Genomic DNA, 13,267 nt, shown 5'->3' with positions numbered 1-13,267 from the left:
ATGACACTGTCCGGCCACCTAGAACTGAGCGGGCATGCGCATCCCCCCACCCTCCACTCCCCCCACCACGCGTTTCGCGTGCCTTCTTGAGGAGTTCGATGCGTTCGACGAGTCGGACACGGCACATCCGGGGCTCGCGCCTCGCCACGGTCGGCATATCCGCGGCGGTCACCACCCTGCTGGCGGCCGCCCTGTCCCCCGGCGCGGGAGCGGCCGACGGGCCGAGCCGCGACACCGTGCTCGGCAACGCCGCGGCGGTGATCGCCGACGAGGCCGCGCGGCTGGGCCTCACCTCCGAACAGGGCACGAAGGCCCGTGACGTGATCGTCGACGCGGACGGCACCCAGCACGTCCGCTACGACCGGACGTACCGTCAGCTGCCGGTGCTGGGTGGCGACTTCGTGGTCCATCTGACGGCGGACGGGAACTACCGGGGCTCCCAGCGGGCCACCACACGTCCGCTCTCCCTCACGAGCGTCGAGCCGTCGGTCCCGGCCCCGAAGGCGGCCGAAACCGCCACCGCCGCACTGCGCCTCGCGAACGTCGGCGAAACGCTCCACAAGGTGGCCGCCGAGCCCCGGCTGGTCGTGGACGCCCTGCACGGGAAACCCCGGCTGGCCTGGCGCACCGAGGCCGCCGGTCAGGACTCGCTCGGCAACCCGATGGCCCGTGTCGTCCTCACCGACGCCGTCACCGGCAGGCAGGTCGACGCCTGGGACAGCATCGAGACGGCGGCCGGCGACGGCCGTTCCCTCTACGCCGGGACGGTCCCGCTGGAGACCACGAAATCCGGTTCGGCCTACCAACTGACCGATCCCACCAGGGGAAACACGTACACGGGTGACACGCGGAACAAGACCGACTCCTGCATCCTCGTCCTCTGCTACAAGCGTGCCGCCGCGCCGGTCGTCACCGACGCCGACAACCACTGGGGAAACGGGGCCGGTTCGGACCGCGCCTCGGCGGCGGTCGACGCGCAGTACGGCACCGACACCACCTGGGACTACTACGAGAACACCCACGGCCGCAGCGGGATAGCGGGCGACGGCAAGGGCTCGTACAACCGTGTGCACTACGGGAGCGCCTACAACAACGCCTTCTGGGACGACGGTTGCTTCTGCATGACGTACGGCGACGGTGACGGGACGACCTTCGGGCCGCTGGTGTCCCTGGACGTGAGCGGCCACGAGATGTCCCACGGCGTGACCTCGAAGACGGCGGCGCTGACGTACTCGGGCGAGCCCGGCGGCCTCAACGAGGCGACCTCCGACGTCTTCGGCACCCTGGTGGAGTTCTACGCCGACAACCCCTCGGACCCCGGGGACTGGCTGATCGGCGAGAAGATCGTGAAGTCCGGCTTCGGCCGCTCCGCGCTCCGCTACATGGACCAGCCCTCCAAGGACGGCGACTCCGCCGACTGCTGGACCTCCTCGGTCGGCGATCTCGACGTCCACTACTCCTCGGGCGTCGCCAACCACTTCGCGTACCTCCTCGCCGAGGGCAGCGGCCCGAGGACCATCGGCGGCGTCGCCCACAACGGCACGACCTGCGACGGCACGAAGGTGACGGGCATCGGCAAGGCCAAGCTGGGCGCGATCTGGTACCGGGCGCTGACCGTCTACATGACCTCGTCGACGAAGTACGCGGGCGCCCGCACGGCCACCCTGAACGCGGCGAAGGACCTGTACGGGGCCGGGAGCGCGGAGTACACGGCGGTGGGAGCGGCCTGGTCCGCGGTGTCCGTGAGCTGAGCCGACGCGAGGTCTTGGTGGCCGCCCCGGTTCACGGCCGGGGTGGCCACTCGACGTGCGTGGGGCACCCTTGTCCCTTGTCCTCCCGCCCGATGAAAAGTACGGAGACCCATGCCGCCCGCCCCCAAGATGCACCCCGACGAACTCGACATCGACGCGGCGCTCGTCGGGCGGCTGGTCGCGGAGCAGTTTCCCGACTGGGCCGGGCTGGCCCTCAAGCAGGTCGTGTCCGCCGGGACCGACAACGCCATGTACCGGCTCGGCGAGGACATGGTCGTACGGCTGCCGCGGTTGCCCGGTGGGGCGGGGCAGGTGGCGAAGGAGCAGCAGTGGCTGCCGAGGCTCGCGCCGCGGCTGCCGCTGGCCGTCCCCGTGCCGCTCGCCGAGGGCGCGCCCGGGCAGGGGTACGCCCTGCCGTGGGGCGTGTTCCGCTGGCTGGACGGCCACAACGTCTACGACGAGCCCCTCGGCGAGGGCGCCGAACTCGCGCATGCCGCGGTTGAGTTGGGGCGGTTCGTCGCGGCGTTGCGGAGAGTAGACACTGTCGGTGGGCCGCCGTCCTGGCGGGGCGGGCCTCTCACCGACGACGAGCACGTCCGGGCAGCGATTCGTGAGCTGGGTGCGGACGGCACGCTGGACGGGAGCGCCGTGACCGCCGCCTGGGAGGGCGCCCTGCGGGTGCCCCGGTGGGACGGCGACCCCGTCTGGCTGCACGGCGACCTGCTGCCCGGCAATCTGCTGGCCCGGGACGGCCGGCTCAGCGCGGTCATCGACTTCGGCGGCCTCGGCACCGGCGACCCGGCGGCCGACGTACTCGCCGCCTGGGCCGTGTTCGACGCCGGGACCCGGCCCCTGTTCCGCGAGGCCGCCGACGTCGACGACGCGACCTGGGCCCGCGGACGCGGCTGGGCCCTGTACTTCGGGCTGACCGCCGAGCACCACTACCGGGTCACCAATCCCGTGCTCGCCGCCGTGGGCCACCGGGCGGTGACGGAGGCTCTCACGGACACCGCGTGACAGGCCGGAGGTCTCAACTGCCGTACGGGCGGACTGCCTTGGCCTCTTGTAGCGCCGACGCCCACCATGCCAGCTGGTCCAGCATCACCTTCGCCGCCGCGTCCGGGGCCGAGGGATCCCGGTGCCGGCCCTCGTCGTCGAAGGACGCGCCCGCGTTGTGGAAGGACACCGTGTCGCGGACGGTGACGGCGTGCAGCTCCGCGAAGACCTGGCGGAGCTGTTCGACGGCGCGCAGACCGCCCGAGACCCCGCCGTACGAGACGAAGCCGACGGGCTTGGCGCGCCACTCCTCGTAGTGCCAGTCGATGAGGGCCTTGAGCGAGGCGGGGAAGGAGTGGTTGTACTCGGGGGTCAGGACCACGAAGGCGTCGGCGGCGGCCAGCTTGGGCGTGATCTTCGCCAGTTCCGCTGTCACCTCGGGGGACGGGGAGTAGGAGAGGGCCGTCGGCAGCCTCGTATCGGCCGTGTCGACCACCTCGGCCGTGAGGTCGTCGCGTTCGCGGAGCCGGCCGAGGAGCCATTCCGCGACGACCGGACCGAAGCGGCCCTCCCTGTTGCTGCCGACGATGACGGCGACCTTGACGGGCGCGGGGAGGGAGGCGGAGGCGTCCACCGTGGGGTTCGCTGTGGGGTTCATGGGACCGAGCCTCACACCTCAAGCAAACTTGAGGTCAAGCCGACGTCACTCCGACACCGGACGCCGGTGCCGGACGCCGGTGCCGAAAGGAGCCGGTCACCCGTTCACACGTGCCGCCCGCCGCCTTCGGGTTCTTTTTGCCGAGGCGCCGCCGACACGCCGGTGACCTGCTGAAACGTCGCCGGAACGGCACAGTGGATCCCCCACCTGACACCCGTTCACATCATTTCTGACGTGCCATCAGGAGGCGTGGGCCCTCGACTGCCACTTACCTCGGTAGGGCAGGGGCGTGACCGACGCAGCGACACATGGCGGTGTCGCGGGCCGCGCCCTCTCGGAGGAGCAAGCACGATGCGCACAGCCCGCCTGCTGACCGGTACCGCGCTCGCCGTCGCCTCGGCGGCCCTCTGCGCGGCACCCGCGTACGGGGCGGGCACGGGGTCCATCGAGCTGTATCCGGGCGCCGTCGCGCCCGGCGCCGAGGTCACGGTGAACACGGCGTCGTGCGAGGCCGACGACGCGGTGACCGGTGACGCCGGGGCCGTCGGCGCGGGCGGCTTCGCGCTGATCCCCAGCGCGCACGAGGGTGACGCGGTCGGACGGTTCGAGGTGCCGCCGTCCGCGCAGCCCGGCACGTACGAGATCGTCGTGCGCTGTTCGAGCGGCACGCGGATGACGGGTGACCTGGTGGTCACGCTCACCTCCACCCAGGAGAGCAGGCCGCAGACGCAGGTCCACCCGCGAGGAAGTGTGAAGACGGGGGTCGGCGGCGCACTCGGACCCGACCCCGTGCAGACCGCGGCGGGAGTGGCCGCCCTGGCCGTCGCCGCCGCGGGCGGTACCTGGCTCCTGCATCGCCGGGCGAGAGGCGACGGGATCTGACGGACACCCTCCGCTGTCCACCGGTACCGCCGTCCCCTCCCCCTCCTGGCCCGACGCCCCTCGCGGCCCGGAGGGGGACGCGGGACCCGTACGACCGTCACAGGAGTACCGGACCGTTCCAGAAGTACTGAAGCGCTTCAGAAGTACCGAACCGTCCGGGAGTTCCGGGAGAGGGGGCTCAGGTGCGTCCGTTCAGCAATGTCTCGATAGCCGCCGCCACCCTCGTCGCGCTGCTGTGCGGGGCCTGGCTGCTGCACAGTGGCACGAAGACGCACGCGCCGCCGCAGCCGTCGGCCGCGCAGGCCCGTGCGGGCGGCCATGTGGACCGGCCCGCGGCCGACGCGCTGCCGCACTCGCCGCCCGACCGCGTCCGGATCCCCTCGATCCGGGTGGACGCCCCGCTGATGGGCCTCGGCCTCTCCCCGCAGGGCAGCCTCGACGTGCCGCCGGCCGCCAGGAAGAACCTCGCCGGCTGGTACGAGGCCGGTACCGCGCCCGGCGAGAAGGGCACCGCGATCGTCGCCGGCCATGTCGACAACGCCGAGGGCCCCGCCGTCTTCTACCGGCTCGGCGCCCTCAAGAAGGGCAGCACGATCGAGGTCGGGCGCCGGGACGGCGGTGTCGCCCTGTTCTCCGTCGACGCGGTCGAGGTGTACGACGCCCGCGACTTCCCGGACGAGAAGGTGTACGGGGCCGCCGGGCGCCCGGAGCTGCGCGTGATCACCTGTGGGGGCGGCTACTCGGCGGTCACCGGCTACCAGGGCAACGTGGTCGTCTTCGCCCACCTCACGGGCAGCCGACCGGGCGACAAGGGCAACCGCCGCCCCTGATCGTCAGCGGGCCGGCGGGGCCCAGAGCCGTGAGCAGGCGTGGCTCAGGGCCAGAAGCGGGCGCGGCTCAGAGCCAGAAGTCGTACGCCAGTTTCGCCACCAGCGCGAACACCACCGTCAGCAGCACGCCCCGCACGAACCCGCTGCCCTTCTTGAGCGCGGTGTGCGCGCCGAACATCCCGCCGACGAGGTTGAACACCGCCATCAGGGCGGCCAGCTGCCAGAAGACCGTGCCCTTCCAGGCGAAGGTGGCCAGCGCGCCCGCGTTCGTGCAGCAGTTGACGATCTTCGCGGTGGCGGAGGCCGTCACGAGGTCGAGGTGCAGCAGCGCGGTCAGGGCGAGCACCAGGAACGTACCCGTGCCGGGGCCGACCAGCCCGTCGTAGAAGCCGATGCCCAGGCCCGCGAGCCCGATCGCGGCGAGGACGCGGCGCGGCGTGACCGGTTCGGTCGAGGGCGCCGTACCGAAGGCGGGCTTCATGATCACGAAGGTGCCGACGCCGAGCAGGACGACCATCACGACCGGCTTAAGGATCTCGGTGCTCATCCCGGCGGCCACGAACGCCCCGCCGGTGGATCCGGCCAGCGCCGCGAGACCGATGCGCACCGCCGTGCGGACGTCCACGGGCGCCTTGCGGGCGTACGTCACCGCCGCGCCCGTCGTCCCGACGATCGCCACGGCCTTGTTGGTGCCGAGCGCGTACTGGGCCGCCGAGCCCGAGTTCGGCAGTCCGAGCAGCAGCGCGGGGAGGAGGAGCAGTCCGCCGCCGCCCACGACCGCGTCGATCCAGCCCGCCGCGAGAGCGGCGAGGCACAGGACGACGACCATGGTCAGCGATATGTCGGGCATGATCGCGACCTTATGGACGAGATAGATGTGCCGTCCATGAATTCTGTGAATCTTGAGGGTCTTCTGAGCTTCCCGGGCCCCCGGCCCCGCGGACGGCAGACGGCAAACGGCAGACGGCAGACGACAGGCGGCGGACGACAGGCCGCAGGCCGCAGATCAGCCCGTCGTCTCCAGGTAGCGCAGGACCGCGAGCACCCGCCGGTTCTGGGTGTCGGAGGGCGGCAGGCCGAGCTTGGTGAAGATGTTGGCGATGTGTTTCTCCACGGCCCGTTCCGAGACGGTGAAGGACGCGGCGATCGCGTGGTTCGTACGCCCCTCGGCCATCGACGCGAGCACTTCGCGTTCGCGGGGCGTGAGGGCGTCCAGGGCGGTGGCGCGGCGGCTCGCGCCGAAGAGCTGGGCGACCACCTCGGGGTCGAGGGCGGTCCCGCCGGCGGCGATCCGCTCCAGCGCGTCCACGAACTCGGCGATGTCGACGACACGCTCCTTGAGGAGGTAGCCGACACCGCCCGGGCTGGTGCCCAGGAGCTGGGCCGCGTACTTCGTCTCGACGTACTGGGAGAAGATCAGCACCCCCGTGGTGGGGTGGTCCGCGCGCAGCCGTACCGCCGCCCTGATCCCCTCGTCCGTCTGGGTCGGAGGCATCCGGATGTCGACGACGGCGGCGTCCGGGCGGTGCTCGGCCACGGCGGTCAGCAGCGCGTCGGCGTCCCCGACGGCCGCGGCGACCTCCACGCCCCGCAGCTGCAGGAGCTGCGCCAGGCCGTCGCGCAGGAGGGCGGAGTCCTCGGCGATGACAACGCGCATGTGCCCCTCTTCGACAGTGGACGGGCCCGGTACGGCAGGCGGGTTCAGTACGGCAGCTCGACCGTGACCACGGTAGGCCCTCCCGGCGGGCTGTCGCAGGTGAGCGTGCCGTCCACGGTCCGTACCCGGGTCAGCAGGCCGGTGAGCCCCGAGCCCGCGCCGATCGCCGCTCCCCCGCGGCCCTCGTCCCGGACGGTGAGTCCGAGCAGCCCGGCGCGTGCGGTCACCTTCACCGTGGCGTGCGGCGCCCCGCTGTGCTTGGCCGCGTTGGCGAGGAGTTCGGCGACACAGAAGTAGGCGATCGACTCGACGGCGGGCGCGGGGCGGTCCCCGATGTCCGTGACGACCTCGACGGGCAGCGCCACGTCCGCCGCGAGGGTGGCGAGGGCCGTGTCGAGGCCCTGGTCCAGTACGGGCGGATGGATGCCCTTGACGAGATGGCGCAGGTCGGCGATGGCCTGCTTGGCGTTGCCCTGGGCGGTGTCCACCACGGTGAGGAGCCGGTCGCGGTCCGCGTCCGCGCCGATCAGTTCCCGGATCATCGTCAGATGCATCGCGAGCCCTACGAGCCGGGCCTGTGTCCCGTCGTGCAGGTCGCGCTCGATCCGGCGGAGGGTGGCCGCCGCGTCGTCCACTGCCTGGGCGCGCGTCTCCTCCAGGGTGCGGATACGGCGGTCCGCCGCACTCGGGCCGAGCGTGGCGGCGAGCAGCAGGCGGTGCGGGGCGAGGGCATGGCGCATCAGCCAGGGCGCGGCCGACAGGAGCAGGAGACCCACGGCCACCGGGATCAGCCAGCGGGGCCAGGAGTCCAGCTGGAAGCCGAGGACTTCGAGCGACACGTGCCGTACGGAGTCCCCGTCGCGCACCGTGTGGTGGTTCCACCTCTTGAGGAGGGGGTGGAGGGCCGACTGGGTTCCGTAGCCGTACGCGCCGAGGGCCGCCGCGTACGCGAGCACCGCCGTGACGGGCGCGCCGAGCGCGCAGCCGACCGCACGCCAGCCGGCCCGGCCGAGGAGCAGGGCCCGGCGCCGGCCGAGTACACCGTGCGCGCCGTCTGCCCCGTGCGCTCCGGGCGCGGGCGGTTCCTCGATCGCCAGGTGCAGCAGGCGGCGCGCGAGGGCCCGTTGGAGCGCGCCGAGCGCGAGCGCGCCCCGCACGGTCAGCGCGAGGACCCACAGCCCGAGCGTGGTCACGGACAGGACCCCGCCGACGAGCAGCCCCGCGAGGGTCAGCAGGCAGCCGACGAGGGCGAGCGGGAGCGCGATCAGCGCGTAGAGGAGGGTGGCGAGGGCGCGCGGCCGGAAGGCGGCGAGCGGGCGCCGGGCGGCCGTGACCGCGAAGGCGGCGAGCGGGCCGCGCGTGACCCGCCGCCGGACGACCGGGCGGCGGACAGCCGGGCGGCGCGTGGACCTGGGATCAGGCATCTCGTCAACCTACGGCCGCGCGAGGAGTGCCGTCGCCAGTCGCAGCTGGAGCGCGGCCAGGGCACGGCCGACCCACGGCATGAGCAGCAGGAAGCCGATCCCGCCGAGGACCGCGTGGAACGCCCATGCCCCGGCGAAGGTCGGCCCGCCCCAGGAGGTGGCCGGGTCGCCGCCGCGCAGGGGCCAGCCGATGTTCATGGGGACGACCATCCAGCCGTAGAGGGTGACGGCCGCCACCGCGAGGTTCAGCGGCAGGGCGAGCAGCGCGTGCCGCACACCCGGTGAGGAGCCGGGCAGCCGCGTGCCGAGGAGGCGCCGGACGAGGCCGCGCTGCCAACGGCCCGCCGCCGCACGGCCGCCGAGCAGTGCGACCGGCACGGCGGCCAGTGCGACCGGCACGGCCAGCAGCGCGTACGCGACCCGCCGCCAGGTTCCCGCGGTGAACGGCTCGCGCACGAGCTGCCAGGCCCGTACGGCGAGGTCGTCCCGGACGTACGGCTTCCGGACGGGCGGTTCCCGAACGGTGTCCATGTTCGCTCCTCCGTGTCGGCGTCAGGCGTGAGGCATCAGGCATGCGGCATGAGTTCTGAGGCATGGCCTCTACGGAAGGTTTCCTTGTCCGGGCGCCGCGATCGATGGTGCTCGCACGGAACCCGGAGGTTCGGTTAACCCCACCCCATCCCGCCCCGCCCGGGGGCCTCGCGCCCTCACAACCGCGTCCCGGTCCCGCTGAGGGCAGCGTTCCCCGCGGGAAACAGTCGTGATGCGGCCGGGTAACACCGGCACCGCAGGCTGCGGTACATGACCTCGAATACGCGTGTGGTGGTGATCGGCGCCGGCCTCGCGGGCGTACGTCTCGCCCGCAGGCTCGGAGAGCTCGGCGTGTCCGCCGTACTCGTCGGCGAGGAGGAGCACACCCCGTACAACCGGGTTCTGCTCGCGGAGGTCCTGGCGGGGCGTTACGCCCCCGAGGTCATCGCGCTCCCCACGCCCGAGCGGCTGACCCGTGGCCGGGTGGTGCACATCGACCGCGCGGCACGGCAGGTGCACCTCGCGGACAGCACGGTGATCGCATACGACACGCTGGTCCTGGCCACCGGCTCGAACCCGGTGCTGCCGCCCCTGCGCGGCCTGTTCGCCCCCGACCGGCACGAACTGCCGGAAGGAGTCCACGCGTTCCGCACGATGGACGACTGCCTGGGCCTGTCGGCGGCCGTACGGCAGGACACCCGGGCCGTCGTCATCGGCGGCGGTCTGCTCGGCGTCTCGGCCGCCCGCGCGCTCGCCGAACGCGGCGCGCAGGTGGTGCTGGCCCAGCAGGGCGAGCGCCTGATGGAACGTCAACTCGACCCGTCGGCATCCAAGTTGGTGCTCCGGCACCTCAAGAACCTCGGCGTCGAGGTGCACACCGAGACCCGGGTACGCGGCGTGCGCTGCATCGAGGGTGCCGTCCGCTCGGTCGAGATGGCCGACGGATACGCCCTCGGCGCCGACCTGGTGGTGCTGGCCTGCGGAGTGCATCCGCGGGTGGGCCTCGCCCAGGACGCCGGTCTCGCCGTGCACAAGGGCGTCATCGTCGACGACGAACTGCGCACCTCCGACCCGCACATCCGGGCCATCGGCGACTGCTCACAGCACGACGGCCAGGTCTACGGGCTGGCGGCGCCCGCGCTCGAACAGGCCGAAGTCCTGGCCGAGTTGCTGGCCCGGTCATCGGCGGGGACCGCATCCGCGGGAGGCGCCGCCGGCTACAGCGGCACGCGCGCCCTCACCCGGCTGACCCTCGCCTCCGGCAACCCGCTCGACCTCGCCGCCTTCGGGGAGCACACCCCGCTCCCCGGGGACGACGTCATCCAGCTCACCGACGCGACCCGCGGCACCTACCGAAAGGTCGTCGTCCGCGACGACCGCCTGGTCGGCGGGGTCCTCGTCGGCGAGCTCGGCACCGTCGGCGCGCTCGCCCGCGCCTGGGAGGGAGCAGAGCCGCTCCCCACGGACGGCGCACCGCTGCTCCACCTGCTCACCAACGATGGAGGCTCCTGATGTCCACGACCGCACTTGTGGGAACCGGACCCCGCCCCACGATCGTGCTCGTCGGTCACGGAATGGTCGGCCAGCGCTTCCTCGAAGCGCTCGCCGAGCGCGGCCTGACCGCCACGCACCGCGTGGTCGTGCTGTGCGAGGAGCCGCGGCCCGCGTACGACCGCGTACAGCTCACCTCGTACTTCTCGGGCCGCACGCCCGAGGAACTGTCCGTGACGGACATGGAGTTCATCGCGGAACACGGGATCGAGCTGCACCTCGGGGACCCGGCCGAGACCGTCGACCGGGCCGCCCGGAAGGTCACCGCCCGCTCGGGTCTCGTCGTCGGCTACGACACGCTGGTCCTCGCCACCGGCTCGTTCCCCTTCGTGCCGCCCGTGCCGGGCAAGGACGCCGAGGGCTGCTTCGTCTACCGCACGATCGAGGACCTGCTCGCCATCGAGGAGTACGCGAAGGCGCGGGCGACGACCGGCGCGGTGGTCGGCGGCGGACTGCTCGGACTTGAGGCCGCCGGCGCGCTGAAGGGACTCGGACTCGCCACGCACATCGTGGAGTTCGCGCCGCGCCTGATGCCCGTCCAGGTCGACGAGGGCGGCGGCGCGGCCCTCCTGCGCACCATCGAGAACATGGGCCTCACCGTCCACACCGGCACGGGTACGCAGGAGGTCGTCACCGGCGACGACGGCGCCGTGACCGGCATGAAGCTCTCCGACGGCTCGACGGTCGCCACCGACCTGGTGGTGTTCTCGGCCGGGGTACGCCCCCGTGACCAGCTCGCCCGCGACTGCGGCCTGACCGTGGGCGAGCGCGGCGGCATCAGCGTCGACGACCAGTGCCGGACCGTCTCCGACCAGCGGGTCTTCGCGATCGGCGAGTGCGCGCTGGCCTCGGACGGCCGGGTGTACGGGCTGGTCGCGCCCGGCTACGAGATGGCCGAGACGGCCGCCGCCACGATCGCCGCCGACGAGGCCGCCGTCGCAGGTGGCGCCGACGGGACGGCCCTCGCCGGCACCGCCGACGCGGCCTCCTTCACCGGCGCCGACCTCTCCACCAAGCTGAAGCTCCTCGGTGTCGACGTCGCCTCCTTCGGTGACGCGCACGGCGCCGCCGCCGACTGCCTCGACGTCGTCTACGCGGACTCCCGCTCCGGCACGTACAAGAAGCTGGTCATCGGGCCTGGCGGGGAGCTGCTGGGCGGCATCCTGGTCGGCGACGCGGACGCGTACGGGACCCTGCGCGCCTTCACCGGTTCGGTGCCGCCGATCGCTCCGGAGCAGCTCGTCCTGCCGAGCTGCGCGGGCGCCCCCGCGCAGCTCGGCCCGTCGTCCCTGCCGGACGAGGCGATCATCTGCTCCTGCCACAACGTCACCAAGGGCGCGATCCGCGGCGCGGTCACCGAGCACTCCTGCACGACGGTTCCCGAGGTCAAGAAGTGCACCAAGGCCGGTACCGGCTGCGGGAGTTGTGTCAAGGTGCTCGGCCAGCTCGTCACCTCCGAGCTGGAGGCGAGCGGCGTCGAGGTCGACAAGGGCCTGTGCGGCTGCTTCTCCCAGACCCGCGAGGAGCTGTACGAGATCGTCCTCGCGCTGCGCATCTCCTCGTACCAGCAGCTCCTGGACCGCTACGGCCGTGAGAACGCGCGCGGCGGCGACGGCTGCGAGGTCTGCAAGCCCACGGTCGGCTCGATCATCGCCTCGCTCGCGCCCACGATCGGCGCCGAGGGGTACGTCCTCGGCGGCGAGCAGGCCGCCCTCCAGGACACCAACGACCACTTCCTCGCGAACCTGCAGAAGAACGGCTCGTACTCGATCGTGCCGCGCATCCCAGGCGGCGAGATCACCCCCGAGAAGCTCATCGTGATCGGGGAAGTGGCGCGGGACTTCGGCCTCTACACGAAGATCACGGGCGGCCAGCGGATCGACATGTTCGGCGCGCGCGTCGAACAGCTCCCGCTCATCTGGGCCCGGTTGGTGGACGCCGGTTTCGAGTCCGGGCACGCGTACGGAAAGTCGCTGCGGACCGTCAAGTCGTGCGTGGGGCAGACCTGGTGCCGCTACGGCGTCCAGGACTCGGTGCGCATGGCCATCGACCTGGAGCTGCGCTACCGGGGTCTGCGCTCCCCGCACAAGCTCAAGTCGGCGGTCTCCGGCTGCGCGCGCGAGTGCGCCGAGGCCCAGTCGAAGGACTTCGGCATCATCGCCACCGCGGCCGGCTGGAACCTGTACGTCGGCGGCAACGGCGGCGCCACCCCGCGCCACGCGGACCTGCTGGCCCAGGATCTCTCGGACGCCGAACTGATCCGCCTGATCGACCGGTTCCTGATGTTCTACATCCGTACGGCCGACCGTCTGGAGCGCACCTCCACCTGGCTGGAGCGGATCCCCGGCGGCCTGGACCACGTCCGTGACGTCGTCGTGGACGACTCGCTGGGCATCTGCGAGGAGCTGGAGTCGCTGATGACGGCGCACGTCGCCGCCTACCGCGACGAGTGGGCCGAGACCATCAACGACCCGGAGAAGCTGTCCCGCTTCGTCTCCTTCGTGAACGCGCCGGACACCCCCGACCCGGTCGTCGGCTTCGTCGCCGAACGCGACCAGATCAAGCCCGACCTGCCGCTGCTGACCATCGGCACCCGCCCCCTGGAAGGAAGCGCCCAGCGATGACCCTCGCACCCGAGACCACGACGCTCACGGTCGAACTCCGGCTGGCCGGACCCGACGACGACTGGTTCGCCGTGTGCGACCTGGGCCTGCTGATTCCCGGCCGGGGGGTGGCCGCGCTGCTGCCGGACGGGCGGCAGGTGGCGCTCTTCATGGACCGTACGGGGCGGATGTACGCGATCGACAACCGCGATCCGTTCTCCGGTGCGGCCGTGCTGTCGCGCGGGCTGACCGGGTCCCACCAGGGGCGGCCGTTCGTGGCCTCGCCGCTCCTGAAGCAGCGGTTCGACCTGGCGTCGGGCCTGTGCCTGGACGACGAGTCGGTGACGGTGACGACGTACGAGGTACGCACCCGCTGAGGTCCCT

12 protein-coding genes are annotated in these 13,267 nt (G+C 72.4%); 7 read left to right on the top strand and 5 right to left on the bottom strand.

The features are described 5' to 3' along the window. Positions 1-98: 98 nt before the first annotated feature. Both OHS59_RS30285 and OHS59_RS30280 read left to right on the top strand, forming a co-directional pair. The gene (locus OHS59_RS30285; RefSeq protein ID WP_328496516.1) at positions 99-1,751 is read left to right on the top strand and encodes a M4 family metallopeptidase; all 1,653 of its coding nucleotides are present in this window, start codon (positions 99-101) and stop codon (positions 1,749-1,751) included. Positions 1,752-1,862: 111 nt separating this feature from the next. Further along, on the top strand, positions 1,863-2,768 hold the full coding sequence (locus OHS59_RS30280; RefSeq protein WP_328496515.1) for an aminoglycoside phosphotransferase family protein: 906 nt from the start codon (positions 1,863-1,865) through the stop codon (positions 2,766-2,768). Between the two features lie 13 nt (positions 2,769-2,781). On the opposite strand, the gene OHS59_RS30275 is transcribed toward OHS59_RS30280, so the two are convergent. Next, on the bottom strand, positions 2,782-3,405 hold the full coding sequence (locus OHS59_RS30275) for an NADPH-dependent FMN reductase (protein ID WP_328496514.1): 624 nt from the start codon (positions 3,403-3,405) through the stop codon (positions 2,782-2,784). Between the two features lie 351 nt (positions 3,406-3,756). Between OHS59_RS30275 and OHS59_RS30270 the strand changes: the two genes are divergently transcribed. Both OHS59_RS30270 and OHS59_RS30265 read left to right on the top strand, forming a co-directional pair. Continuing rightward, positions 3,757-4,287, top strand: a complete 531-nt coding sequence (locus OHS59_RS30270) for a hypothetical protein (RefSeq protein ID WP_328496513.1) — start codon at positions 3,757-3,759, stop codon at positions 4,285-4,287. Positions 4,288-4,469: 182 nt separating this feature from the next. Then, positions 4,470-5,117: a class F sortase gene (locus tag OHS59_RS30265; RefSeq protein ID WP_328496512.1), complete on the top strand. Its 648-nt coding sequence runs from the start codon at positions 4,470-4,472 to the stop codon at positions 5,115-5,117. Positions 5,118-5,184: 67 nt separating this feature from the next. Here OHS59_RS30265 and OHS59_RS30260 read toward each other — a convergent pair whose 3' ends face one another. The 4 genes from OHS59_RS30260 to OHS59_RS30245 form a co-directional block, all read right to left on the bottom strand. Continuing rightward, positions 5,185-5,967 carry a sulfite exporter TauE/SafE family protein gene (locus OHS59_RS30260; protein WP_328496511.1) on the bottom strand — a complete coding sequence of 261 codons (783 nt, stop codon included), beginning with the start codon at positions 5,965-5,967 and terminating at the stop codon, positions 5,185-5,187. 156 nt (positions 5,968-6,123) lie between these two features. Further along, positions 6,124-6,774 carry a response regulator transcription factor gene (locus tag OHS59_RS30255; protein ID WP_328496510.1) on the bottom strand — a complete coding sequence of 217 codons (651 nt, stop codon included), beginning with the start codon at positions 6,772-6,774 and terminating at the stop codon, positions 6,124-6,126. A gap of 44 nt (positions 6,775-6,818) precedes the next feature. Further along, positions 6,819-8,198 (bottom strand): sensor histidine kinase, encoded by a 1,380-nt coding sequence (locus tag OHS59_RS30250; RefSeq protein ID WP_328496509.1) that lies wholly within the window; start codon positions 8,196-8,198, stop codon positions 6,819-6,821. Between the two features lie 9 nt (positions 8,199-8,207). Further along, entirely contained in the window at positions 8,208-8,729 is a 522-nt protein-coding gene (locus OHS59_RS30245) for a hypothetical protein (RefSeq protein ID WP_328496508.1), read from the bottom strand. A gap of 270 nt (positions 8,730-8,999) precedes the next feature. Between OHS59_RS30245 and OHS59_RS30240 the strand changes: the two genes are divergently transcribed. From OHS59_RS30240 to nirD, 3 genes are read left to right on the top strand one after another with little or no spacing between them, the layout of a single operon-like run. Beyond that, positions 9,000-10,241: an NAD(P)/FAD-dependent oxidoreductase gene (locus OHS59_RS30240; RefSeq protein WP_328496507.1), complete on the top strand. Its 1,242-nt coding sequence runs from the start codon at positions 9,000-9,002 to the stop codon at positions 10,239-10,241. Next, positions 10,241-12,904, top strand: coding sequence for a nitrite reductase large subunit NirB (gene nirB, locus OHS59_RS30235; protein ID WP_328496506.1), 2,664 nt, complete (start codon positions 10,241-10,243; stop codon positions 12,902-12,904). The genes OHS59_RS30240 and nirB overlap by 1 nt, the downstream gene beginning before the upstream one ends. Then, a complete protein-coding gene (gene nirD, locus OHS59_RS30230; protein ID WP_328496505.1) occupies positions 12,901-13,260 on the top strand; it encodes a nitrite reductase small subunit NirD in 360 nt (119 codons plus the stop codon). The genes nirB and nirD overlap by 4 nt, the downstream gene beginning before the upstream one ends. The last annotated feature ends 7 nt before the right edge of the window (positions 13,261-13,267 follow it).

The sequence above is a fragment of the Streptomyces sp. NBC_00414 genome, from assembly GCF_036038375.1.
In the GTDB taxonomy this organism is placed as follows: domain Bacteria; phylum Actinomycetota; class Actinomycetes; order Streptomycetales; family Streptomycetaceae; genus Streptomyces.
Note: the sequence above shows the minus strand (reverse complement) of the source record. Positions and strands in the feature narration are given on the sequence as shown.

What these genes read in the sequence shown, in the direction of transcription:
- OHS59_RS30280 (WP_328496515.1), top strand. Translation starts at nt 1,863, where the DNA reads ATGCCGCCCGCCCCCAAGATGCACCCCGACGAACTCGACATCGACGCG.
- OHS59_RS30255 (WP_328496510.1), bottom strand. Translation starts at nt 6,774, where the DNA reads ATGCGCGTTGTCATCGCCGAGGACTCCGCCCTCCTGCGCGACGGCCTG.
- OHS59_RS30285 (WP_328496516.1), top strand. Translation starts at nt 99, where the DNA reads ATGCGTTCGACGAGTCGGACACGGCACATCCGGGGCTCGCGCCTCGCC.
- nirD (WP_328496505.1), top strand. Translation starts at nt 12,901, where the DNA reads ATGACCCTCGCACCCGAGACCACGACGCTCACGGTCGAACTCCGGCTG.
- OHS59_RS30240 (WP_328496507.1), top strand. Translation starts at nt 9,000, where the DNA reads ATGACCTCGAATACGCGTGTGGTGGTGATCGGCGCCGGCCTCGCGGGC.
- OHS59_RS30270 (WP_328496513.1), top strand. Translation starts at nt 3,757, where the DNA reads ATGCGCACAGCCCGCCTGCTGACCGGTACCGCGCTCGCCGTCGCCTCG.
- nirB (WP_328496506.1), top strand. Translation starts at nt 10,241, where the DNA reads ATGTCCACGACCGCACTTGTGGGAACCGGACCCCGCCCCACGATCGTG.
- OHS59_RS30250 (WP_328496509.1), bottom strand. Translation starts at nt 8,198, where the DNA reads ATGCCTGATCCCAGGTCCACGCGCCGCCCGGCTGTCCGCCGCCCGGTC.
- OHS59_RS30260 (WP_328496511.1), bottom strand. Translation starts at nt 5,967, where the DNA reads ATGCCCGACATATCGCTGACCATGGTCGTCGTCCTGTGCCTCGCCGCT.
- OHS59_RS30275 (WP_328496514.1), bottom strand. Translation starts at nt 3,405, where the DNA reads ATGAACCCCACAGCGAACCCCACGGTGGACGCCTCCGCCTCCCTCCCC.
- OHS59_RS30245 (WP_328496508.1), bottom strand. Translation starts at nt 8,729, where the DNA reads ATGGACACCGTTCGGGAACCGCCCGTCCGGAAGCCGTACGTCCGGGAC.